The 21,705-nt window shown below is 56.5% G+C and carries 22 protein-coding genes; 15 read left to right on the top strand and 7 right to left on the bottom strand.

The window, feature by feature from the left end; all coding sequences use genetic code 11:
* The first annotated feature begins 25 nt into the window (after window positions 1–25).
* The 3 genes from WG891_RS18890 to WG891_RS18880 all read left to right on the top strand — a co-directional run bounded on the left by WG891_RS18890 (window position 26) and on the right by WG891_RS18880 (window position 4,674).
* Entirely contained in the window at window positions 26–2,647 is a 2,622-nt protein-coding gene (locus WG891_RS18890; protein WP_337264094.1) for a fimbria/pilus outer membrane usher protein, read from the top strand.
* 75 nt (window positions 2,648–2,722) lie between these two features.
* A complete protein-coding gene (locus WG891_RS18885) occupies window positions 2,723–3,892 on the top strand; it encodes a fimbrial protein (protein WP_337264095.1) in 1,170 nt (389 codons plus the stop codon).
* A 128-nt stretch (window positions 3,893–4,020) separates the two neighbouring features.
* The gene (locus WG891_RS18880; RefSeq protein ID WP_337264096.1) at window positions 4,021–4,674 is read left to right on the top strand and encodes a helix-turn-helix domain-containing protein; all 654 of its coding nucleotides are present in this window, start codon (window positions 4,021–4,023) and stop codon (window positions 4,672–4,674) included.
* Window positions 4,675–4,821: 147 nt separating this feature from the next.
* Here WG891_RS18880 and WG891_RS18875 read toward each other — a convergent pair whose 3' ends face one another.
* The 4 genes from WG891_RS18875 to WG891_RS18860 all read right to left on the bottom strand — a co-directional run bounded on the left by WG891_RS18875 (window position 4,822) and on the right by WG891_RS18860 (window position 8,358).
* On the bottom strand, window positions 4,822–5,943 hold the full coding sequence (locus tag WG891_RS18875) for a ribosomal protein uL16 3-hydroxylase (RefSeq protein WP_337264097.1): 1,122 nt from the start codon (window positions 5,941–5,943) through the stop codon (window positions 4,822–4,824).
* Window positions 5,944–6,092: 149 nt separating this feature from the next.
* Entirely contained in the window at window positions 6,093–6,521 is a 429-nt protein-coding gene (gene arsC, locus WG891_RS18870; protein WP_337264098.1) for a glutaredoxin-dependent arsenate reductase, read from the bottom strand.
* A gap of 54 nt (window positions 6,522–6,575) precedes the next feature.
* The gene (locus WG891_RS18865; protein ID WP_337264099.1) at window positions 6,576–7,865 is read right to left on the bottom strand and encodes an arsenic transporter; all 1,290 of its coding nucleotides are present in this window, start codon (window positions 7,863–7,865) and stop codon (window positions 6,576–6,578) included.
* 151 nt (window positions 7,866–8,016) lie between these two features.
* Entirely contained in the window at window positions 8,017–8,358 is a 342-nt protein-coding gene (locus tag WG891_RS18860; RefSeq protein WP_337264100.1) for a metalloregulator ArsR/SmtB family transcription factor, read from the bottom strand.
* Window positions 8,359–8,673: 315 nt separating this feature from the next.
* Here WG891_RS18860 and WG891_RS18855 point away from each other — a divergent pair, with 315 nt between their 5' ends.
* The 5 genes from WG891_RS18855 to WG891_RS18835 are packed head-to-tail and all read left to right on the top strand — an operon-like array spanning window position 8,674 to window position 11,755.
* Window positions 8,674–9,093, top strand: coding sequence for a PPC domain-containing DNA-binding protein (locus tag WG891_RS18855; RefSeq protein WP_337264101.1), 420 nt, complete (start codon window positions 8,674–8,676; stop codon window positions 9,091–9,093).
* A gap of 28 nt (window positions 9,094–9,121) precedes the next feature.
* Window positions 9,122–9,700, top strand: coding sequence for an ECF transporter S component (locus tag WG891_RS18850; protein WP_337264102.1), 579 nt, complete (start codon window positions 9,122–9,124; stop codon window positions 9,698–9,700).
* Window positions 9,700–10,410 (top strand): energy-coupling factor transporter transmembrane component T, encoded by a 711-nt coding sequence (locus WG891_RS18845; protein ID WP_337264103.1) that lies wholly within the window; start codon window positions 9,700–9,702, stop codon window positions 10,408–10,410. The genes WG891_RS18850 and WG891_RS18845 overlap by 1 nt, the downstream gene beginning before the upstream one ends.
* Entirely contained in the window at window positions 10,395–11,075 is a 681-nt protein-coding gene (locus tag WG891_RS18840; RefSeq protein ID WP_337264104.1) for an ABC transporter ATP-binding protein, read from the top strand. The genes WG891_RS18845 and WG891_RS18840 overlap by 16 nt, the downstream gene beginning before the upstream one ends.
* Window positions 11,069–11,755: an ABC transporter ATP-binding protein gene (locus tag WG891_RS18835; RefSeq protein ID WP_337264105.1), complete on the top strand. Its 687-nt coding sequence runs from the start codon at window positions 11,069–11,071 to the stop codon at window positions 11,753–11,755. Before WG891_RS18840 ends, WG891_RS18835 begins: the two co-directional genes overlap by 7 nt.
* A gap of 38 nt (window positions 11,756–11,793) precedes the next feature.
* Here the strand turns inward: WG891_RS18835 and WG891_RS18830 are convergent, their stop codons facing one another.
* The 3 genes from WG891_RS18830 to WG891_RS18820 all read right to left on the bottom strand — a co-directional run bounded on the left by WG891_RS18830 (window position 11,794) and on the right by WG891_RS18820 (window position 15,898).
* Window positions 11,794–13,158 (bottom strand): MFS transporter, encoded by a 1,365-nt coding sequence (locus tag WG891_RS18830; protein WP_337264106.1) that lies wholly within the window; start codon window positions 13,156–13,158, stop codon window positions 11,794–11,796.
* 128 nt (window positions 13,159–13,286) lie between these two features.
* On the bottom strand, window positions 13,287–14,759 hold the full coding sequence (locus tag WG891_RS18825) for a 2-hydroxymuconic semialdehyde dehydrogenase (RefSeq protein ID WP_337264107.1): 1,473 nt from the start codon (window positions 14,757–14,759) through the stop codon (window positions 13,287–13,289).
* A gap of 158 nt (window positions 14,760–14,917) precedes the next feature.
* The gene (locus tag WG891_RS18820) at window positions 14,918–15,898 is read right to left on the bottom strand and encodes a LysR substrate-binding domain-containing protein (RefSeq protein ID WP_337264108.1); all 981 of its coding nucleotides are present in this window, start codon (window positions 15,896–15,898) and stop codon (window positions 14,918–14,920) included.
* A gap of 255 nt (window positions 15,899–16,153) precedes the next feature.
* On the opposite strand from WG891_RS18820, the gene mhpD reads away from it, so the two are divergent.
* The 7 genes from mhpD to WG891_RS18785 are packed head-to-tail and all read left to right on the top strand — an operon-like array spanning window position 16,154 to window position 21,695.
* A complete protein-coding gene (gene mhpD, locus WG891_RS18815; RefSeq protein WP_337264154.1) occupies window positions 16,154–16,924 on the top strand; it encodes a 2-keto-4-pentenoate hydratase in 771 nt (256 codons plus the stop codon).
* Window positions 16,921–17,868: an acetaldehyde dehydrogenase (acetylating) gene (locus WG891_RS18810; protein ID WP_337264109.1), complete on the top strand. Its 948-nt coding sequence runs from the start codon at window positions 16,921–16,923 to the stop codon at window positions 17,866–17,868. Before mhpD ends, WG891_RS18810 begins: the two co-directional genes overlap by 4 nt.
* Window positions 17,865–18,902, top strand: coding sequence for a 4-hydroxy-2-oxovalerate aldolase (dmpG, locus tag WG891_RS18805; protein ID WP_337264155.1), 1,038 nt, complete (start codon window positions 17,865–17,867; stop codon window positions 18,900–18,902). Before WG891_RS18810 ends, dmpG begins: the two co-directional genes overlap by 4 nt.
* A complete protein-coding gene (locus tag WG891_RS18800; protein WP_337264110.1) occupies window positions 18,899–19,681 on the top strand; it encodes a 2-keto-4-pentenoate hydratase in 783 nt (260 codons plus the stop codon). Before dmpG ends, WG891_RS18800 begins: the two co-directional genes overlap by 4 nt.
* A complete protein-coding gene (locus WG891_RS18795; protein ID WP_337264111.1) occupies window positions 19,678–20,094 on the top strand; it encodes a RidA family protein in 417 nt (138 codons plus the stop codon). The genes WG891_RS18800 and WG891_RS18795 overlap by 4 nt, the downstream gene beginning before the upstream one ends.
* 42 nt (window positions 20,095–20,136) lie before the next feature.
* Window positions 20,137–20,706 (top strand): 3-hydroxyanthranilate 3,4-dioxygenase, encoded by a 570-nt coding sequence (locus WG891_RS18790; RefSeq protein WP_337264112.1) that lies wholly within the window; start codon window positions 20,137–20,139, stop codon window positions 20,704–20,706.
* Window positions 20,706–21,695 (top strand): amidohydrolase family protein, encoded by a 990-nt coding sequence (locus WG891_RS18785; protein WP_337264113.1) that lies wholly within the window; start codon window positions 20,706–20,708, stop codon window positions 21,693–21,695. Before WG891_RS18790 ends, WG891_RS18785 begins: the two co-directional genes overlap by 1 nt.
* Window positions 21,696–21,705: the final 10 nt, after the last annotated feature.

The raw sequence follows: 21,705 nt of genomic DNA, 5'->3' as shown, positions 1-21,705 counted from the left end.
AAATATGCTCCTGAAGGGACGCTTTATGTCAAAACCTTTACATTCTACTCTCCAAAGCCGTTTGTCTCCTCTGGCCATGGCGGTGCTGTCGGCATTTTTTGCCAGCAGCGCGATCGCGGAAAACCACGTTGATGCGGTTAGCTCTCCAGTGGTTATCGCAAAGAATGTGGAGTTCGATCCCTCCTTCCTGAATATTGACCACAGCCAGTCGGTTGACCTCAGCCGTTTTGCCAATGGGGCCTCGGCGCTGCCCGGGGTGTATAAAACCGCCGTCTATATTAACAACCGTCCCATCAGCAATATTGATATTGAATTCAAGGCACGGGCAGACAAATCCGTCTACCCCTGCCTGAGCCGCGAACTGATTAAAAACATCGCCTTTAATTACGAGAAATTGCCGCAAGACTTTTTGTCCGCGTCCGATGGCGCAGAGCAATGCCTGGATCTGCACCATAAGCTGCCGGAAGCACAGGTCAATTTCGACAGCAGCGAGCAGCGCCTGGATATTCTTATCCCGCAGGCGTATATGCTGAACACCGCCCGCGGCACCGTGAGCCCGGAGTTATGGGACAGCGGCGTACCGGCACTGTTGCTTGGCTATAACGCCAATGGCTACACCAGCGAATCGCACGGCACCACCTTCAACTCCCTGTTTGCCGGGGTCAATGCCGGGCTGAACGTGGGGGCCTGGTACCTGCGACATAACGGCTCGTATACCCGGATGAATAACGGGCCGAACCAGTACAGCAATCTCAATACCTATCTGCAGCGCGATATTCCCCTGCTCAAGGCCCGCCTCCTGCTCGGGCAGGCGAATACCGCCGGCCAGCTGTTTGACACGCTGCCCTTCTCCGGTATTCAACTGGCCAGTGACGAGCGGATGTTGCCCGAATCCCTGCGTGGTTATGCGCCGGATATCCGCGGGATTGCCCGCACCAACGCCCGGGTCACCGTGCGCCAGGGGGGGCAGGTGCTGTATGAAACCACGGTCACGCCGGGCGAGTTTCTGATTAACGACCTGTACCCCACCGGCTACGGTGGTGAACTGGATGTGACGGTACGCGAATCGGACGGCACCGAGCAGACCTTCAGGGTCCCTTATGCGTCGGTGACGCAGCTGCTGCGCCCGGGCTCATCACGGTATTCCATCACGGCGGGCGAATTGCGCAACGATACGCTGCCTGAAAAACCGGCCCTGTACCAAGCCACTTATCAGCGTGGCCTGACCAACATCCTCACCGGCTATGGCGGCCTGCAGGCCAATCCGGACTATTATGCGCTGCAACTGGGTGCCGCCGTGGGCACGCCCATCGGGGCGATTGCCTTTGACGTGACGCAGGCGCGCACCCATCTGGGGCGCAGCAGCGACAGCAACGGCCAACACCAGCCGGGTACCCGCCTCAGCGGGCAGAGCTATCAGGTGAGCTACAGCAAGCTTATCAGCGAAACCAACAGTAACCTGTCGCTGGCGGCCTACCGCTTCTCCACCGATGGCTACATGGATTTTATGACCGCGATGCAAACCCGCCATGCCGTCGCACAGGGGGAGTCGCCCGATACCATCTCCAGGGCGAAAAACCGCCTGACGGCGACCGCCAGCCAAGGGTTACCGGGCAACTGGGGGCAGTTGTATCTCAGCGGTTCATTGCAGAACTACTGGAACAAAGACGGCAACGACAAGCAGTACCAGATGGGATACAACAACCGCTACAAGAGCCTCTCTTACGGTTTGAGTGTCAACCGCAGTTTTTCCAGCCAGGGAAGCGCGCAAACCAACTATCTGCTGAGCGTCAGCCTGCCCCTGGGGCGCGATGACAACACCCACACGCCGCAACTGCGTATGGACCTGTCACACGACAGCACCGGTCGTTACGGCCAGCAGGCGACCGTCTCCGGCAGTGCCGGGGCAGAGAACCAGTTCAGCTACGGCGTCACGGCGATGAACGCCAACCAGGGCATGGGCACCAGCGGCTCGGTGAGTGGCAACTATCGCACGCCGGCCACGGCGCTGAGCGGCACCTACAGCACCGGCAAAGGCTACCAGAGCGCCTCCGCCGGGGTGAACGGCACCGTGGTTGCCCACGCGGGGGGAGTCACTTTCACCCCCTACACTTCCGACACCTTTGCGCTGGTGGAAGCGGCAGGCGCGGCAGGGGCCAGCGTCTCATCCTATCCCGGGGTGAAAGTGGACTCACGCGGTTATGCGCTGGTGCCTTACCTGGATCCGTACCAGATGAATGACATCAGCATCGATCCGAAAGGCACCGCGGCCAATGTAGAACTTGACAATACCAGCCAGAAAGTGGCGCCGTACTCCGGGGCCGTGGTGAAGGTGAAGTACAACACCAAGCAGGGTACCCCCATTCTGGTCAACGCCACCTATCAGGGAAACCCGCTGCCGTTTGGCGCCGATGTGTTTGACGGCAAAGACAACAATGTGGGCTCGGTGGGGCAAGGTGGGCAACTTTATGCCCGCGTAGCGCAAGACAAGGGGCAACTGCGGGTGAAATGGGGCGAGGCCAGTGAGATGCAATGTCGGGTCAATTATATACTGATGCCCGTGAAAAAAGAGCAAAAACAAATTCAAATACAACAATTTAACTCTGTGTGTCAACCAGGCACAGATAACGCTGAGCCAGTCAGTTAACCCATTGAAGCCTGATTAAGCAAGAAGCCATTCAGGAACAGGCCACGAGGCCAAAATTTAACGAGATTGAACATCATGAAAGAGCGCAATCCACGCCACCTGATAATATCAGACATTATTAAACCGCTTCTCTTGTTATGCACTGTGCTAATAGCGCTGTTTAGCAGCCAGTCCTATGCCGTTGTTACTTGTGCGATAACATCGCCAGTAAAAAACAATGTTGTCCCCCTGGCACCTGCAAATATCTCGGCGGGACAGGATATGCCTAATGGCACCGTGATCTATGAAGCGAATATTCAAACATCGGGCTTCTCTATTAACTGCACATCAAGCGAACCTGGTGCCTATAGCTATAATTACAGTGAAGTTTTAGCACTCTCCGTTGCCCCTCTGCCAATATCCAACTATGCAACAGATGTTTATACTACAGACATACCAGGTGTTGGCGTAAAATTTCACTTAGGGAAATCCTTCACTCTGACATCACCTTATGCATGGAATACCGTAACATGTAATTTTGACCCGAATCAGAGTCCACAAAACTCATGCGGTATCGGCTTGAACTACTTCCGTATTCAGCTGATTAAAATAGGTTCAATAACACCAGGCACCTATAATTTATCCACGTCATTACTGCCTACGGTGATCCAGTATTTGACCTCATCAGATGGGAGTGCCACTTTCTCAACGTCTCAGACTGAGCAGTGGGCATTTACAGGGCAACTGGCAGTTAATACACAGACCTGTACCACACCAGATGTCAATGTGGATTTGGGTACTTACGATATCTCAAACACCTTTACTGGCGTTAACTCCGCAACCCCCTGGGTGGACTCATCGATTACATTAACCAATTGCCCAACCTTTTACGGCTATTATAATTCAAATAATGCAGGGGCTTATTCTCGTAGCAATTCAACTTTCTCCGTAGGGGCTGCGAATAACAACCAGTTTGGGTTAATTCTGACACCGAACAATACGGTAATAAACTCAGCCAATGCCATTATGGCGGTCAGTTCTTCAACCACGGGAAGCGCAGCGACTGGTGTGGGGATTCAACTCTGGCAGGGAGAAAGCGGCACCGCAGCAGCCGTTCCCTTCAACCAAGAGAAACGCTACACACTGCCTAATAGTGGGGTTAATACCGTTCGCGTTCCCTTAGTCGCGCGCTATATCCAGACCAGCCAACAGGTAACACCCGGTCGTGCTGATGGGAAAGTGACCTTTACTATTAACTACTATTGATCGCTTTAACATCGTCATAGGATGAAATACGCGTAAATGAGTTAAATTTTTGCCTGCCGACGATAGTATCACCCGTGCATGCAAGACGAAGTTATCTCTGCATAAATACATTTCAGGAGGAAATGTTCATGGAAAACACAAGCAATATATTCTTGCAGCACACATGTAACTACACTCGAGAAGGTATAAAATCACTGTTATCCGAGTTGGAGAGTATAACGCCTATCAATCTGGTTGCCGATCAAGGTAGATTACAACCCAACATAAAGTGGTTGATGAACAATCAAAATATTGATGTTTTTATTTTTGAACTACAAAGTCATGGCAATAATTTATGCGAGATACTTTCCTTTATCATAAAGACACTTCCCGTATTCTATCCTGAAGCCAAAGTGGTTATTATGACACAGCTTAACAAGCTTGGGCGTTTAAAGGATTATCTCTCTCAGCTAAATAATATCTGTGCAGTGCTGGATAATGGGATAACATTACAGGAAATGCAGCTCTATTTAACGCAAATTATAATGCTAGCGAAAGACTGTCAATCTTATCCCGTTCAATCATCAGTTCCCCCCTTAACATATCAGGAGCTCAGTGTGCTGAGTTTCCTACTGAAGGGGAAATCGTCTAATGAGGTTGCCAGCAAGCTGTGTATTCATTACAAAAAAGTGAGCCACCATAAACAGTCAGCATTACAAAAGCTCGGTGTGCACTCGCTACACGACTTGTTAATGAACGGTAACAAGCAAGAACTGATGAATCAATTATTGCATTATCAATAGATGCAGATCGCGTGTCTCAAACATGCAGCCGCCAGCGGGAAATGACATGGAGTTCTGGTTAAAAGAGAACGGGATCGGAAGCCACAAAAACACAGCCTCCAGGCGCATGACTATATACCCCCCTGGAAGCCGTTATGAGTCATACCGTTATTCGTCGAAGAACCAGTAGCCTAGATTAACCAACCCGGTTAGCTCAACAACGAACGCCGGATTACGCAGCGCCTCACCCAGCTCTTTTTTACCGATCAAGGTATAACGGCACAGGGCATCCGCCGCTTTAGGCTCCACCGTTTCCAACCGTTCGCTGTTGATAAAGAAGCTATCACCCACGCGAAGCACCCGTAACCCACTCAGGCGCGTCAGCTTTTCACCGTCCATCAGCGCACCGACAATCTCATCCGGTTCGTAAGGCGGTTGCGCGGGAGCGATATCCAGCTCGTGGCGCGGCGTGGTCACAAAACGGCCGAACCACTGTTTAAAATCCTCAGGCTGATTAATCATGTCGAACATCATCTGGCGCAGGCGATCGAGCTCGTAATCTTCAACCTTGCCTGGATGTTCACGGCAGGTGAGATCGGGATCGCTGTAGTGCTCACCGCCGAGATCGTTTTCCAACGCATAGTCAGCGAAGCTGCTGATCAAATCCCGGCCATTAGGCCCACGGAAGCCGACGGAGTAATTAAGCGCGGTTTGGTGGGTGAAACCATCGTGCGGGAAGCCCGGCGGAATATACAGAATATCCCCCGGAGCGAGATCTTCATCGATGATCGGCGTGAAGGGTTCTACGTGCAGCAGCGCCGGATGCGGGCAAAACTGTTTAAGAGGCAATTTATCGCCAACGCGCCAGCGGCGGCTGCCCATTCCTTGGATGATAAACACATCGTACTGATCGATATGCGGCCCGACGCCGCCACCCGGCACGGAAAAGGAGATCATCAGGTCATCTAAACGCCAGTCCGGCAGCACGTGGAACGGGCTTACCAATTCGGCGGAGGGGGCATGCCAGTGGTTAACCGCCTGCGCCAGCAGCGACCAGCCGGTTTCACCCAGATTATCAAAATGCTCAAACGGCCCGTTGCTGGCCTGCCACAGGCCATTTTCCTGGCTCACCAAGCGGCTATCCACCTCCGCTTCCATTGCCAAACCCGCCAGCTCGTCCGGCGTGATAGGATCGACGAAGTCAGGGAAGGCATTCCTCAGTACAACCGGTTGTTTTTGCCAGTATTTTTCTAAAAACTCGGGCCAGTTAAGGTTCAGTTGATAAGCCATACTTTCACACCTGTGAGAAGACAAACAGGTCTGATTATAAAGAGGCAGATGCCTGCGGCGCCTTGTCATGGGTCAAGACTGTGCATTGCACGGAGCGAAACAGTGAGTAACGGCTGGGAGTTGACCATACTCCCAGCAGGCAGCCACGTTTATTTTTCTACCCGTTTCCCCTGGGCATCCACTACGCGCTCACCGTCTTCCTTGCTGAAAGCACCGCGTTGCGCATCGGGCAAAATATCCAGCACCACTTCAGAAGGCCGGCACAATTTTGTCCCCAGCGGCGTCACCACAATCGGCCGATTGATCAGGATCGGATACTGCAGCATAAAATCAATCAGTTGCTCATCACTGAAGTTATCCTCTGCCAATCCTAGCTGCTCGTAAGGCTCAACATTCTTGCGTAATAACGCCCGCACCGCGATCCCCATATCCGCGATCAGCTTCACCAGCACCTCACGGCTGGGGGGTGTTTCCAGATACAGAATCACCGTCGGTTCAGTACCACTGTTACGGATTAATTCCAGCGTGTTGCGCGATGTTCCGCAGGCCGGGTTATGATAAATAGTCACATTACTCATCGTGGTGATCTCTCATGCAAACGCCAGCCGGTTATGCCCGCTGGCGCGGTGGTTTTACAGGGAAATAGATAATCGCAGGGCCAACGCCGCCAGCGTAACGAACAGCACCGGGATCGTCATGACAATGCCCACCCGGAAGTAATATCCCCAGGTAATGGTCATATTCTTTTGTGCTAACACATGCAGCCACAATAAGGTGGCCAAGCTGCCTATTGGCGTGATTTTCGGCCCCAGATCGCTGCCGATCACGTTGGCATAAATCATCGCCTCTTTGATCACACCGCTGGCAGCGCTGCCATCAATAGAGAGTGCCCCTACCAGCACGGTAGGCATGTTATTCATGATGGAAGACAGAAACGCCGTCAGGAACCCTGTGCCCAGCGTGGCCGCCCATAGCCCTTGCGCGGCAAACTGATCCAGCAAAGTGGAAAGATAGTGAGTCAGCCCGGCATTACGCAGGCCGTACACCACCAGGTACATGCCCAGCGAGAACACCACGATTTGCCAAGGAGCACCGCGCAGAACTTTGCCGGTATTAATGGCCTGCCCTTGCTTGGCAACGGCAAACAAAATCAACGCCCCCACGGCAGCAACCAGGCTAACGGGCACGCCGCGCGGCTCCAGGGCAAAGAAGCCAACCAGCAGCAGAACCAGCACCAGCCACCCGGTTTTGAAGGTATTCAGGTCGCGAATGGCTTCTTTCGGCGCTTTCAGCAGGGACAGATCGTAAACAGCCGGGATCTCTTTGCGGAAAAACAGGTGCAGCATCACCAGCGTGGCGGCAATCGCCGCCAGGTTAACCGGCACCATCACCGCCGCATATTCCGTGAACCCGAGGTTAAAGAAATCCGCCGAGACAATATTCACCAGGTTCGACACGATAAGCGGCAGGCTGGCAGTATCGGCAATAAAGCCCGCCGCCATCACAAAGGCCAAGGTCGCGCCACGGCTGAAACCCAGCGCCAGCAGCATGGCAATCACGATCGGCGTCAGGATCAGCGCCGCACCATCGTTGGCAAACAGCGCCGCTACCGCCGCCCCCAGCAAAATAATGTAGGTAAACAATAAACGGCCACGGCCATTGCCCCAGCGTGCCACATGCAGAGCGGCCCATTCAAAGAAGCCCGACTCGTCGAGTAACAGGCTGATGATGATCACGGCAATAAAGGTCGCGGTGGCATTCCAGACAATCTGCCAGACCACCGGAATATCGCCGAGGTGAACCACACCGCTCACGAGCGCCAGTATCGCGCCAAGCGTGGCGCTCCAACCAATGCCCAACCCTTTGGGTTGCCAGATCACCAACACAATGGTCAAAACAAAAATTGCCCCTGCCAACAACATAACGCCCCCGAAAGGCTCCTTGCCCTGTAAGTATGTATAAGTTAAATACCCTCGGTCAGAGGGTTCAGGCCCTCTTCCCGTGAATCAAACTGCCTCATTGCCCATTTAAATATGAAAAATCAGATATGAAAGAGTAAAATTTTTTAATCTCTCACAGGCAGCCAGCCTTACCGCCCGCTATCATATTCCCTCGTGCCAACGCAGCAATTTCGTCACGTTGGCTGAGATAAGCCTGCTCAATCACGCTGGCGGCCCAGGCAGGAATATGCGGTGACAAACGATAGTGGATCCACTTGCCTGCACGGCGATCCAGCAGCAGCCCTGATTCTCTTAACATCGCCAAATGCCTGGAGATCTTGGGCTGAGACTCACCCAGCACGTTGCAAAGCTCACAAACGCACAGCTCCCCGCTTTCCCGCAGCAGCAAAATGATATTCAGACGGGTTTCGTCTGACAGATTTTTAAACAACTGCAACGGCGTGAGGACGATCATGAAAACTCCAAGGCTGAATAATCAGGTTATCTTAGTGCGCAGGTGAGCGAAGTCAACAATGCATTCGTTTTTTCATATATGTATGGACACATGCTGCGTTGTTCCCCCTACCGCGCCTGCCCCCTCCTGATATTCGCGGGGATCTTCCAACATACTGTCCCATGTCACATACATTCGCCCTAACGCTCTATTATGATATTGCGTAACGTCCGAGGTTCGGAGTTTTCTGGAAACAATCAACGTCCCCATGCAGCGCCCTGCCTTCCCGACGCCATTTAATTCTATGCTTTTTTATCTGAGTTAAAGGACCTCAACGTGCAGACAGCAACCCCCTCAACAGCGCGCTTCTACGCTTTACGCCTCTTGCCACAGCAGGAACTCCTGACTGCTTTACGTCACTTTATCCGGCTGAATGGGCTTCATGCCGCCTGGATAAGTGGCTGTGTCGGTAGTTTGAGCGACGTGGCTTTGCGTTATGCCGGGCGTGAAGGCACCGCTTTATTAAGTGGAAAGTTTGAAGTGGTCTCGCTGATTGGCACGTTAGAGGCTGGCGGGGAGCATCTGCATATGGCCGTCGCAGATGAAAATGGTCATATGACCGGCGGCCACGTGATGGAAGGCTGCACTGTGCGCACCACGCTTGAACTGGTGATTGGGGAACTCAATGATGCCGTGTTTAGCCGACAACCTTGTACGCTCTCAGGTTATGACGAATTAAACGTCAAGCCACGTTAATGTTCCTGCAATTTCATCGAGGGTTGTTATGACAGCTAAAAGATTGTCGAGCCAGACGCTGGTTTTGATTGTTATCTCAATTGCGATCAACATGATGGGTGGGCAGTTGGTGTCGATGTTGAAGTTACCTATTTTCCTCGACTCTATTGGCACCCTGCTGAGCGCCATACTTGCCGGGCCGATCATCGGCATGTTGACCGGTTTGTTGACCAACCTGATCTGGGGCTTGCTCACCGGCCCTATCGCGACGGCATTTGCCCCTGTCGCGATGGTGATTGGTTTAGTCGCCGGATTATTGGCTCGCATTGGCTGGTTCCGTTCCCTACCGAAGGTGCTTCTCAGCGGGGTGGTGATTACCCTGGCGGTAACGGTGGTGGCCGTCCCCATCCGTACCTACCTGTTTGCCGGGGTGACCGGCAGCGGCGCAGACTTCTTTGTCGCGTATATCCATTCAGTCGGCAACAATCTGATTGAATCTGTGGCGATGACCGTGTTGGGGGTTAATCTGATCGATAAAGTGCTGGCGGCGGTTATCGTCTGGCTACTGGTGCGCACTATGTCACAGCGTACGTTACGCAATTTCCCGGCCATGGCGGCCGTGCGTTAATGCATCCTTTTACCTCCCTGACGATGTGGGCGGTGCTTGGCACCAGCAGTTTACTGATGCCGTTGGGCTATCCGCTGCTGGCCTATAGCCTGGCGAGCGTTCTGCTACTGCTCCTGCTGAAAAGCACCCGACATCGCTGGCGCTATGTCGCGTTGATCATGCTCCCTATGGCATGCGGCTTATGGCTGGTACACAGCGGTTGGCTGGCGTGGTGGTTACGGGGCGAAGTGCGTGACGATAGCGATTTGTTACAGGCGGCTGCCCTGTGGTTACGCCTGCTGGCTTTGCTGTGCAGCGGGCAGATCTGGCTGCACTATGTGCCACCGCAGCGCATGATTCGCGCCCTGTTTGCCAGCCGTTTACCGCCGGGGCTGGCCTATCTGTTTGCAGGCCCGCTGTTGATCGTCGAGCAATTGCGAACGCAGCTTGCGGCGATTTACCAGGCACAGCTGGCGCGCGGCGTGCCGCTGGATGGCTTCTGGTATCAGCGGTTACGCTATATTCCGGCGCTGGTAATCCCCTTAACTCACAGTGCATTGAATGAGTTAACCGCACGCAGCACTGCGCTGGATATGCGCGCGTTCCGGCTGCACGCGAAACGCACCACGCTGTGGGCGCCGAAAGACACCCTACAGCAACGCAGGGTGCGCTATGGCTTGCTGCTGTTGGCCACGCTGGAAATAGGAGCCTGGCTATGGTTGTGGCACTGAACGCGCTGAGCTTTACGCCTCAAGGCTGCCCCCACTGGCAATTGGAAAACATCAATCTACATTGCGCGGCACCAGGTTTGTATGGCATTCGCGGGGGCAATGGCAGCGGAAAAACCACCCTCGCACAGCTGCTGGCGGGCTGTTTCCCCGTTTTTTTGCCCGGCAGCTTACGGGGGGCCGGGCGGGTACTTGGTGATGAAATTGGCTCACGGCCGCTGGTCGAAATGGCGCAGCAGGTGCAGCTCATTCAACAGGCGCCACAATTACAGCTCTCTGGCTGTACCTTCACGGTGGAAGAGGAAATCGCTTTCGGGCCAGAAAACCTTTGCCTGAGTGAAGCAGAAATCCTGGAGCGGCTCGAACAGGTGCTAGCCTTCACTCACTGCCACGCCTTGCGCCACCGCCACCCTGCAACACTTTCCGGCGGAGAAGCCCAACGGGTGGTGATCGCCTGCGCGCTGGCAATGCGCCCCAAACTGTTATTACTGGATGAAGCCTTTAGCCGCCTGACGCCGGAAGCCACCACCACGCTGTTACAGCAACTGGTTGCCTATGCAAACCAACAGCGTTGCGTGATTATCCTTTTCGAACGGGCGCTTACCCCTATTGCGGCATATTGCCAGCAAACCTGGGAACTCACGCAGGGTAAACTCTCCTTATGCTAACGATTTCGTCGCTGGATTATCAGTGGCCTGGCGCGGCCAAACCGCTTATTAGCGGTTTAAATCTGACCCTGGAAACGGGGGAGTGGGTTGCCTTGACAGGGGATAACGGAGCCGGGAAATCCACGCTATTACGCCTGATCGCCGGGTTATTAAAGCCCACAGGCGGGCTGATCGCCGTGCAGGGGCAGAATATTGCCGCCCTGAAAGCAGCGCAGAGAGCACCGCTGTTAGGCGTACTATTTCAGGAGGCGGAACGGCAGATCTTTCGCCATCGGGTGCGCGATGAAATTGCTTTTGGATTACGTCATCAGGGGATCCGCGGTAACCACCTGGAACAGCGTATCGCGCAGACGCTAGCGCTTTGCGCGTTAACGGATGTTGCAGAAGCCCATCCGCTGGATCTCCATGCCGGGCAGCGGCGTATGGTGGCCGTGGCCAGCCTCGCCGCCGTTGCACCGCCGCTGCTCCTGCTGGACGAACCCAGCCGCGATTTTGACGATCACTGGTTGGGCATCTTTACCCGCTGGTTGGATATTTGCCGCACGCAAGGCTGCACGGTGCTGGCGATCAGCCATGATGCTGCTTTTGTGAAACAACATTTCCCTCGCACCCTTCGGCTGGCTGACGGGGTGCTTGCCGAACAGGGCAAAGCCCAAGGCTATAGCTGGCCGCCCGTTTAAGGGAGCCATGCCACCCGCCATTACGGCGGGTGACGCTCTCAATATTTATCCTGCACGCGGGCCAACAAAGGTTCACGCTGCCGTCCGCTGTAGTATTTCAGCAGCAACGCTAAGCAAACCACCCAGGCAGGGATCAGCAACAGGTTGAAAATAGTGGTGACAGGGAACTGGTAGCGCAGCAGTTCAGCACCGGCCAGCACACCGGAAATGGCGCCAAAGCGCCCTACGCCGTACATGCTGCCCACCCCGGTCGCTCGGCAACGGGTGGGATAGTAGGACGCCGCCAGCGAAGCCAGCGCAGACTGCCCGCCACCGGAAGCAAATCCCATAAAGAACACCAGCGAGCCCAAGATCAGAGTCTGGCTGACGTTACCCACCGCCAGCCCCACGCCATAAGCCAGCAACCCGGCCAGCAGATAGGTGAAAGCCAGCACCTTGTTCGGTTCACGACGATCCATCGCCCAGCCGAGCAGGATTGAGCCGACCCCGCCGCCCAACGGAAATAGCGCGCTGATGTGGGAGAATTGCTGCACCGTCAGCCCCGCCTCTTTCAGCAACAGCGGCATCCAACTGACGATCATATAAAACACCAGCATACTCATAAAACAGCTTAACCAGAGCAGAGCGGTAATGGTGCGATGCGGCGCAGTTAAAATGGCACGAATGGCGGAATGGCCATCGGCAATTTTTTCCGCGATCACAAAGTGTTCTACCTGTTCCATGCCTTCGCTTTTCACCCGCCGAAGAATGGCGCGGATGCTGGCATTGGGATAGCCCTTCAGCACCATATAGCGCACCGATTCCGGCAGCACCCAGGGTAACAGGCCACACAGCAGGATCGGCACCACGCCCCCCACCACCAGCACCGAACGCCAGCCAAACGCCGGGATCAGGTAGCCTGCCAATAAACCACCGGCGGCAGCGCCCAGCGGGAAGCCGCACAGCATGGCGCTGACGATCATGGTGCGGCGCTTGCTGGGGCAGTATTCCGCCAGCAGCGTGATGGCATTAGGCATCGCCGCTCCCAGCCCCAATCCAGTGACAAAACGCAGCACGGTCAGTGAACCGACCGACGAAGACCAGGCCGTCGCCAGGCTGAACGCGCCAAACAGCAGCACGGAAAAGATCACCGCCGGTTTGCGGCCAATCCGGTCCGCCAGCGGCCCAGACAGCAGTGAGCCAAAAGCCAGCCCGAACAGCGCGGCGCTCATCGCCGGGCCAAGCTCTGCCTTCTGCACCCCCCATTCATCCAGCAGCGAAGGGGCCACATAGGCAATGGCGGCCATGTCGTAGCCGTCCATGAAAATCACTAAAAAACACAGTAACAGCAGTAACCATTGGAACGGAGAGAATCTGGTGCGATCGATAAAAGCTTCAATATCCAGCGATGTAGGGTTAGCCATGAGGTAAAGCTCCTGTCAGCGATGCCCGTCATACGTCAAGCGGCAGGTGTTCCTGCAGCTCGCCTTATGTGGGACCGAGGGCCAGACTCAGCGGGCCGCTAACCGGCTTGGCAGCGGCCGGTGGTCGATTATAGTTTTATGCAGATATTGCTGATATCAGAGTAAAAATCGAGTGAATGGCGGCCACCTTCACGCCCCATCCCCGACAGCTTGCTGCCGCCAAACGGGGTGCGCAGATCGCGGGCGTACCAACTGTTAACCCAGACAATCCCGGTGTGAATACGCCGCGCCAGACGATGAGCGCGCCCCACCTGGCTGGTCCACAGCGCGCAGGCCAGGCCGTATTGGCTGTCGTTAACCCGCGCCAGCACCTCTTCTTCATCATCGAAAGGCGCGATATGGCACACCGGCCCGAAGATCTCTTCCCGCACGCAGCGCGCATCGTCACCCAACCCGGTCCAGATGGTAGGACGTACCCAAGAGCCGTTATCACGGGCATCGCCGAATAGCGGTACATCACCGCCGGTGATCAGGTTAGCGCCTTCGGTTCGCGCCAGCGCAAAATAGGAAAGCACTTTATCCCGGTGTTTTTGTGACACCAGCGGGCCAAGCTCCACCCCAGCTTCATTGGGATAACCGATCTTCAAAGCTTCGGCTCGCTCCTTCAGCGCTGCCACAAAGCGATCGAAGATCGGCCGTTCGACATACACCCGCTCAGAGCACAGGCACACCTGCCCGGTATTAAAGAACGAGGAGCGCGCCACGCCTGCCACGGCGGCGTCAAAATCGGCATCGGCAAACACCACCGCCGCGTTTTTCCCGCCCAGCTCGAAGGAAACCTCTTTGACACCGTCCGCCACCGCTTTCATGATCGCGCTACCGGTACGGGATTCACCGGTAAAGGAGACGGCGGCGATCTCCGGCTGACGGGTGAGAAACTCCCCCGCCGAACCGGGGCCAAAACCGTGGATCAGGTTAAATACCCCAGCGGGCAGGCCAACCGCGTGTATCACTTCTGCCAACAAGGTGGCCGAAGACGGGGTTTCTTCCGAGGGTTTGCACACCACAGTGTTCCCCATCGCCAGCGCTGGCCCGAGTTTCCAGGTCAGTAACAGCAGCGGCAGGTTCCAAGGGGAAATCACGGCGACAACGCCAAGGGGTTTGCGCACCGTATAGTTGAACAGCAGGCCGCCGTCCGCCTGCGGGGTTTCGCAGCATTCGCTGACCGACGTGGCCGCCAAATCGGCAAAGGTGCGGAAGTTGGCAATAGCACGTGGCACATCCAGCGTGCGCGCCAGGTTTTCTGGCCGCCCGGTATCGGCCACTTCGGCCGCGACAAACTCCTCAAAACGGGCTTCGATGCCATCGGCTACCCGATGCATCAGCGCGGCACGCGCAGGCACGCTCAGCTGCCCCCAAGGCCCAGATAGCGCCACCTGTGCGGCCTTTACCGCTGCGGCGACCTGCGCCTCACTGGCTTCGGCAACGCGTGAAACCAGATGCCCGTCAACCGGGCTGATATTGTCGAACTGCCGAATCCCATCGACAAACTGCCCGTCGATATACAAGGGTAAATCTGATGCGGATTGATAATTTGTCATGGCACTGTTCCTCCTGAGTTACAAATCAGCACGAAGGAACCTTCCATTCGCGTCTGAATGCAACGCCGTTGCAGGAACCTTCGGCTAGGTATCGTTACGCAGTGTAAGGAGCCGTTGAAATAAGTTGAAAATGAATAAAGCGGGCTTTGCTATTCTGTTTAGTTATAGCCAGGCAGCACCGGATCTTCCTGCACCGCCAGCTTAAGGCATTCGATCAGTTGCCGACTCGCCGGGGTCAACGGTTTATCCTGGCGGATTGAAAAGCCCACTTCAGTCGGTGGGCCCACGTCCCCCAACGGCAGTTGGCTCAACAGGCCCGCGGCAATAAAACGCCGCGCCGCCGCCGTGGGCATCAGCCCAAGAAACGAGGAATCCACCAGCAGGTTGACGTTGGTCAGCAGCGACAGGGATTCGACGATATTTTCCGGAGCGGGTAACCCAGACTCTTTGAAGAAATGATCGGCCACCCGCCGGGCGGGCGAATCCAGCGGCGGCAGGATCCACGGCCATTCGGCGAGGTGATGCAGGTTGAGATCGCTTTGATTGAGCAACGGATGGTGGCCACCGGCAACCACACACAGGCTGTTGCGATACAGCGCTCGGTGGCTCAAGGCCATTCTGGCGATCAGCGGCGCATCAGGCTCCGGCAAGCGCCCGACCACCACATCCAACTCACCGCTGGCCAGCGCAGGGAACAGATAATCCTGCGGCCCTTCCCGCACCGTTACCAGGATTTTCGGCGCACGCGCTTTCAACAGCAGGATGGCGCGCGGCAGCAAACGGGCACTGGCGGAGATCTGGGTTCCGACCACCACATGGCCCACCACGCCGCCTTTAAAGGTATTCAGCTCATCGGTCAGGTAACGCAGCTCGGCAATCACCGATTTCACCCGTTCCCCCAACAGCACCCCACAGTCGGTGGGCGTCACGCCGCGGTTGTTACGATCAAACAGCACCGTATCCAACTGCTGTTCCAGCTCGCGGATCGCTTTGGTCACCGCGGGCTGCGTCAGATTCAGTTCCCGCGCCGCGCGCGCAATGGATTGATTACGCAATACCCGGTCAAAAATCAGCAGCGGGCGCAGCTTGAGGCGGTTGAGGATCATGTCGCTGACGGTAAAAGGGGCGCGTTCAGTCATTGCTGTTTACTCCTGAAAGTCGTCTAACCCAAACAGTGCACTCGGCGACTATGGCATAACTTTAGGGAATAGCAAAAGCCCCTTTATTCATTTTCGCTTATTGCCAGGCTGGTTAGACTGCCACTATGCCCAACACCCGGCTATTGCAAATCAGCAAGGAATATCGCCCACGGCCACCTGGAGTGAGCCGTGGTACACAAACAGGAGAGCCATGTGTCAAACTCACTGAAGCCTGAATATTATGAAGCCGCCAACATGCTCAGGCAGGCGGCCAGCAGCGGCCAGCCCTGTGCGCCGGTGCGCAACCTGATTGGTTGCAACGATATCGATGCTGCCTATGCGGTGCAGCGCTTGAATAACGACCACCAGATCAAGCAAGGCCGCCGCCTGGTTGGCAGCAAAATCGGCCTCACCTCGCCTGCGGTGCAAAAGCAACTGGGTGTCGACCAACCGGATTTTGGCCGGTTGTTCGCCGATATGGCGCTGTGTGACGGAGAGGAAATTGCCGCTGGCCGCCTGATCCAGCCCAAGGTGGAAGCCGAGATCGTGCTGGTGCTTGAACAGGATCTGCCCCACGAAAAAAACACCCTCGCCGATCTGATCCGCGCCACCGCCTATCTGCTGCCTGCCATCGAAGTTGTCGACAGCCGCATTGCCCATTGGGATATCTCATTGGCCGATACCATTGCCGATAACGCCTCCTGTGGCCTGTTCGTGCTGGGTAACCGCCCGGTGCGGTTGAAAGACGTGGACCTGCTCGGTTGCGGCATGGTGCTGGAGCGCGCAGGTGAACCGGTTTCTGTGGGTGCCGGTGCCGCCTGCCTGGGCAACCCGCTGCGCGCTGCGCTATGGCTGGCGAATACGCTGGCACAGCGCGGTGATGCCCTGCGGGCTGGCGATATTATTCTCACCGGTGCGCTGGGGCCGATGGTGGCTGCCAGCGCAGGAGAGGTGTTTACCGCACGCATTGAGGGTGTTGGCCAGGTCAGCGCTCGCTTTACACAGGCCGCAGGAGGCGCACAATGAACCACAGCGCACAGATTTCTACCGCCATTATCGGCTCAGGCAACATCGGCACCGATCTGATGATCAAGATCCTGCGCCACGGCCAGCGCCTGAAAATGGCAGCCATGGTCGGCATCGATCCCGCCTCCGACGGCCTGGCACGCGCCAATCGGCTCGGGGTGGCGACAACCCATGAAGGCATTGACGGGCTGCTGGCCCTGCCGGATTTCGGTGCCATTAAAGTGGTGTTTGACGCCACCTCCGCTGGTGCCCACGCGCATCATAACCAACTGCTGCAACAGCACGGCGTGCGGGTGATCGATCTCACCCCGGCAGCCATTGGCCCCTACGTGGTGCCGGTGGTGAACCTGCAAAGCCAGGGCGATGCACCAAACCTGAATATGGTCACCTGCGGTGGGCAAGCCACGATTCCGATGGTGGCCGCCGTCGCCAGCGTCACCGACGTTTACTACGCCGAGATCGTGGCGTCGATCGCCAGCCGTTCCGCCGGCCCCGGCACCCGCGCCAATATCGATGAATTCACCGAAACTACCTCACAGGCGCTGCAAACCGTGGGTGGGGCCCGGCGCGGCAAGGCCATCATTATCCTCAACCCGGCCGAACCGCCGCTGATGATGCGCGATACCGTTTTCTGCCTGACGCCGCCCTGCGATCCGCACGCTATCAGCGCAGCGGTTACCGCTATGGCGGCCAGGGTACAAGAGTATGTGCCCGGCTATCGGCTGAAGCAGGAAGTACAGTTTGAAACTATCTCACCGGCCGATGCTCGCTACTACCCAGATCTGGGGCCAGAAGGTGGCCTGAAAGTCTCGATCTTCCTCGAAGTGGAGGGGGCTGCCCACTACCTGCCCGCCTATGCAGGCAATCTCGACATCATGACGTCAGCCGCCTTGGCCTGCGGTGAACACATCGCCGCGCGTCTGCTGCAGCATCAGGGAGCATAAAGATGAAACAACTGTATATCTCCGACGTGACCCTGCGTGACGGTTCCCACGTCATGCGCCACCGCTATTCGTTGCCACAGGTGCGGCAGATCGCCAGCGCACTGGATCGCGCCGGTGTGGATTCGATCGAAGTCGCACACGGTGACGGTTTATCCGGTTCCAGCCTCAACTACGGCTTTGGTGCGCACAGCGACGTTGAGTGGATTGCCGCGGCGGCAGAATCAGTCAGCAATGCCAAGATCGCCACGCTGCTGCTGCCGGGTATCGGCACGGTGCATGATTTACGCAATGCCTATGACGCCGGCGCCCGCGTGGTGCGCGTCGCCACTCACAGCACCGAGGCCGACATTTCACGCCAGCACATTGCCTATGCCCGCGATCTGGGCATGGATACCGTGGGTTTTCTGATGATGTCCCATATGGCTGAACCACAGAAACTGGCGCAGCAGGCCAAGCTGATGGAGTCCTACGGTGCCACCTGCATTTATGTGGTCGACTCGGGTGGTGCCATGCTGATGCAGGATATCCGCGATCGCTTCCGCGCCCTGCGCGAAGTGCTCAACGAGAACACTGAACTTGGCATGCACGCTCACCACAATCTGGCGCTCGGCGTTGCCAACTCCATCGTTGCAGTGGAAGAAGGCTGCCACCGCGTGGATGCCAGCCTTTCAGGCATGGGAGCCGGGGCCGGCAATGCGCCGCTCGAGGTGTTTATCGCCACCGCCGAACGCCTGGGCTGGGACCACGGTTGCGATCTGTTGCAACTGATGGACGCGGCCGACGATCTGGTACGGCCATTGCAGGATCGCCCGGTACGCGTCGATCGCGAAAGCCTGTCGCTGGGTTACGCCGGGGTTTATTCCAGCTTCCTGCGCCACGCCGTGAACGCCGCAGAACGCTATCAGCTCAAAGCCGCCGATATTTTACTCGAGGTTGGTCGCCGCCGCATGGTGGGCGGCCAGGAAGATATGATCGTCGATGTCGCCCTGGATTTGCTGGCACAGCGCAACGGGCAACCGGAGAAAACCGCATGAGCAACGTTATGGATTTAACCACCTTGGCCACCCAGTTGGACCAGGCCACGCTGCGCCAGGAAGCCGCAGCCCAGTTAACCGGGCAGGTAACGCTCGATCTTGCCACCGCCTACCGCGTGCAGGCCGAAGGGATCCGCCTGCGTAAACAGCGCGGCGAACGGCGAGTCGGCCTGAAGCTGGGTTTTACCAGCCGCGCAAAAATGCAGCAGATGGGGGTTGAACACCTGATCTGGGGCGAACTGACCGACGCCATGCAGATTGAAGAAGGGGGGGAGTTGGATCTGCGCGAGCTGATCCACCCGCGCGTTGAGCCTGAGATCTACTTTATCACCCGCAAAGAGATCAACAGCCCGCTCTCCTTGGCGGAAGCAGGATCGGTGCTGGAAGGCGTGGGCCCGGCGCTGGAGATCATCGATTCCCGCTATCGGGACTTCCGCTTCACCCTGGAAGACGTGGTGGCCGACAACTGTTCATCCGCCAAATTCGTCGTTGGCGCATTGCAGAGCCCGCAACGCGCCATTGATAACCTCGGCGTGGTGATGAACTTTAACGGCCGCCCGCTGCAGGTTGGCAGCACGGCGGCGATCCTCGGGCACCCGCTGCGTGCGCTGGTGCAGATAGCCATCCTGTTGCATCAGCAAGAGCGCACGCTGCCTGCAGGATCGGTGATTCTGGCGGGTGCAGCGACCGCCGCCGAAGCACTTTATCCCGGGCTGCACGTCAGCGTCGATATCTCCGGTTTTGGCCGGACAGCATTTCATACCAGAGGTGAACTATGAACAACCAGGCGGTAGTGGTTAAAGGCAAAGCGACCCCGCGCGGGCGCTTTCCACACGTGAAGCGGGCCGGTGACTTTCTGTTTGTCTCCGGCACCAGTTCAAGATTGCCGGACAACAGTATTGCCGGTGCGGAAGTGGACGCCATGGGCGCCACCCGTTTGGATATCGACGTGCAGACCCGCGCGGTGCTCGATAATATCCGCGATATTCTGCACAGCGTCGGTGCCGATCTGAATGATGTGGTCGAGATCAGCGCATTTCTGGTCAATATGAACGATTTTGCTGGTTATAACGCGGTGTATGCCGAGTATTTTGACTACGATGGCCCGACCCGCACCACCGTCGCGGTACATCAGTTGCCCCACCCGCACTTGCTCATTGAAATCAAAGCGATCGCCTATAAACCACAATAATAAAATATTCGTATCCTCTGCCCTACACATCGGAGAATCACAATGTCTAACTTCAAATACGGACTTCCGCTTAACTTCAAGAATTGGCTAGACACGAATGCCGACCTGCTCAAACCACCGGTGAATAACCAGCAGATCTGGCAGGATAGCGATTTTATGGTCACCGTCGTCGGCGGGCCGAATCAGCGCACCGATTTTCATGACGATCCGGTGGAAGAGTTTTTCTACCAGTTTAAAGGGAATGCCTATCTGAACATCTGGGATAACGGCCACTATGACCGTGTCGACCTGCGCGAAGGCGACGTTTTCCTGATGGCTCCTCATGTGATCCACTCCCCACAGCGGCCAGAAGAGGGCAGCCTGTGCCTGGTGTTCGAGCGGGTGCGCCCGAAAAACGAAGTGGACGCATTGCAGTGGTCGTGTGCCGCCTGTGGCACGCTGATCAAACGCTATGAGATGCACCTGAAAAGCATCGTGACAGATCTTCCCCCGGTTTATGAACAATTCTATGCAACCAGCGATGAAGAGCGCCGCTGTACCAAGTGCGGTGAAATCCACTCAGGCCGCGACTGGCAGACCTGGCATCGCATACTCAAGGCGACAACAAACTGATGAAAATAGATATTCACTCGCACTTCTTCCCGAAAATCAGCCAGCAAGAGGCCGCCAGACTGGACGTTGAACGGGCTCCCTGGCTGGCAACCCACGGGCGCGAAGGCCAAATCATGTTGAACAATCAACCATTCCGCCCGGTTTATGACGCACTGTGGGATGCCGAACGCCGCCTGGAACATCTGGATGAGCAGCTGATCGATATTCAGATCATGTGTGCCACGCCGGTGATGTTTGCCTACGACGTCGCCATTGAACGCGCCCTGCCCTGGGCGCAACTGATGAACGACAAGGCGCTGGAAATGGCCTCTGCCAACCCGCAGCGTTTGAAGGTGCTGGCGCAGGTGCCGTTGCAGGATAGCGATGCCGCCTGCCGCGAAGCCAGCCGGGCAAAGGCATGCGGCCATATTGGCGTGCAGATCGGCAACCACGTGGGGGCAAAAGATCTGGATCATGAGTCGCTGATTACCTTTCTGACCCACTGCGCCCGGGAGGAGATCCCGGTGTTGGTACACCCTTGGGATATGATGGGCGGCGCAGATCGCATGAAGAAGTGGATGCTGCCATGGCTGGTGGCAATGCCGGCAGAGACCCAGTTGGCGATCCTGTCGCTGATCCTCTCCGGTGCCTTCGAGCGCCTGCCGCGCAACCTGAAGCTGTGTTTTGCCCACGGGGGCGGCAGCTTTGCCTACCTGATGGGCCGAGTGGACAACGCTTGGGAACAGCGCGATATCGTGCGTGAAGATTGCCCGCAGAAGCCTTCGAGCTACTTAGATCGTTTCTACGTCGACTCTGCGGTGTTTGACCCGCGGGCGTTGCAACTGCTGGTGGAGACTATGGGGGCCGATCGGGTGATGTTGGGCTCGGATGCACCATTCCCGTTAGGTGAGCAGCAGGTGGGGCATCTGGTCAGCCATTCAGCCCTGCCTGAAGAGAGCAAACGCCAGATTCTGGCGGCAAACGCACGTTCGTTTTTTTCTCTAGCGTAGGTAGCGCGGG

This window comes from Serratia sp. MMO-28, assembly GCF_037199905.1.
GTDB lineage: Bacteria > Pseudomonadota > Gammaproteobacteria > Enterobacterales > Enterobacteriaceae > Chania > Chania oryzae.
Note: the sequence above shows the minus strand (reverse complement) of the source record. Positions and strands in the feature narration are given on the sequence as shown.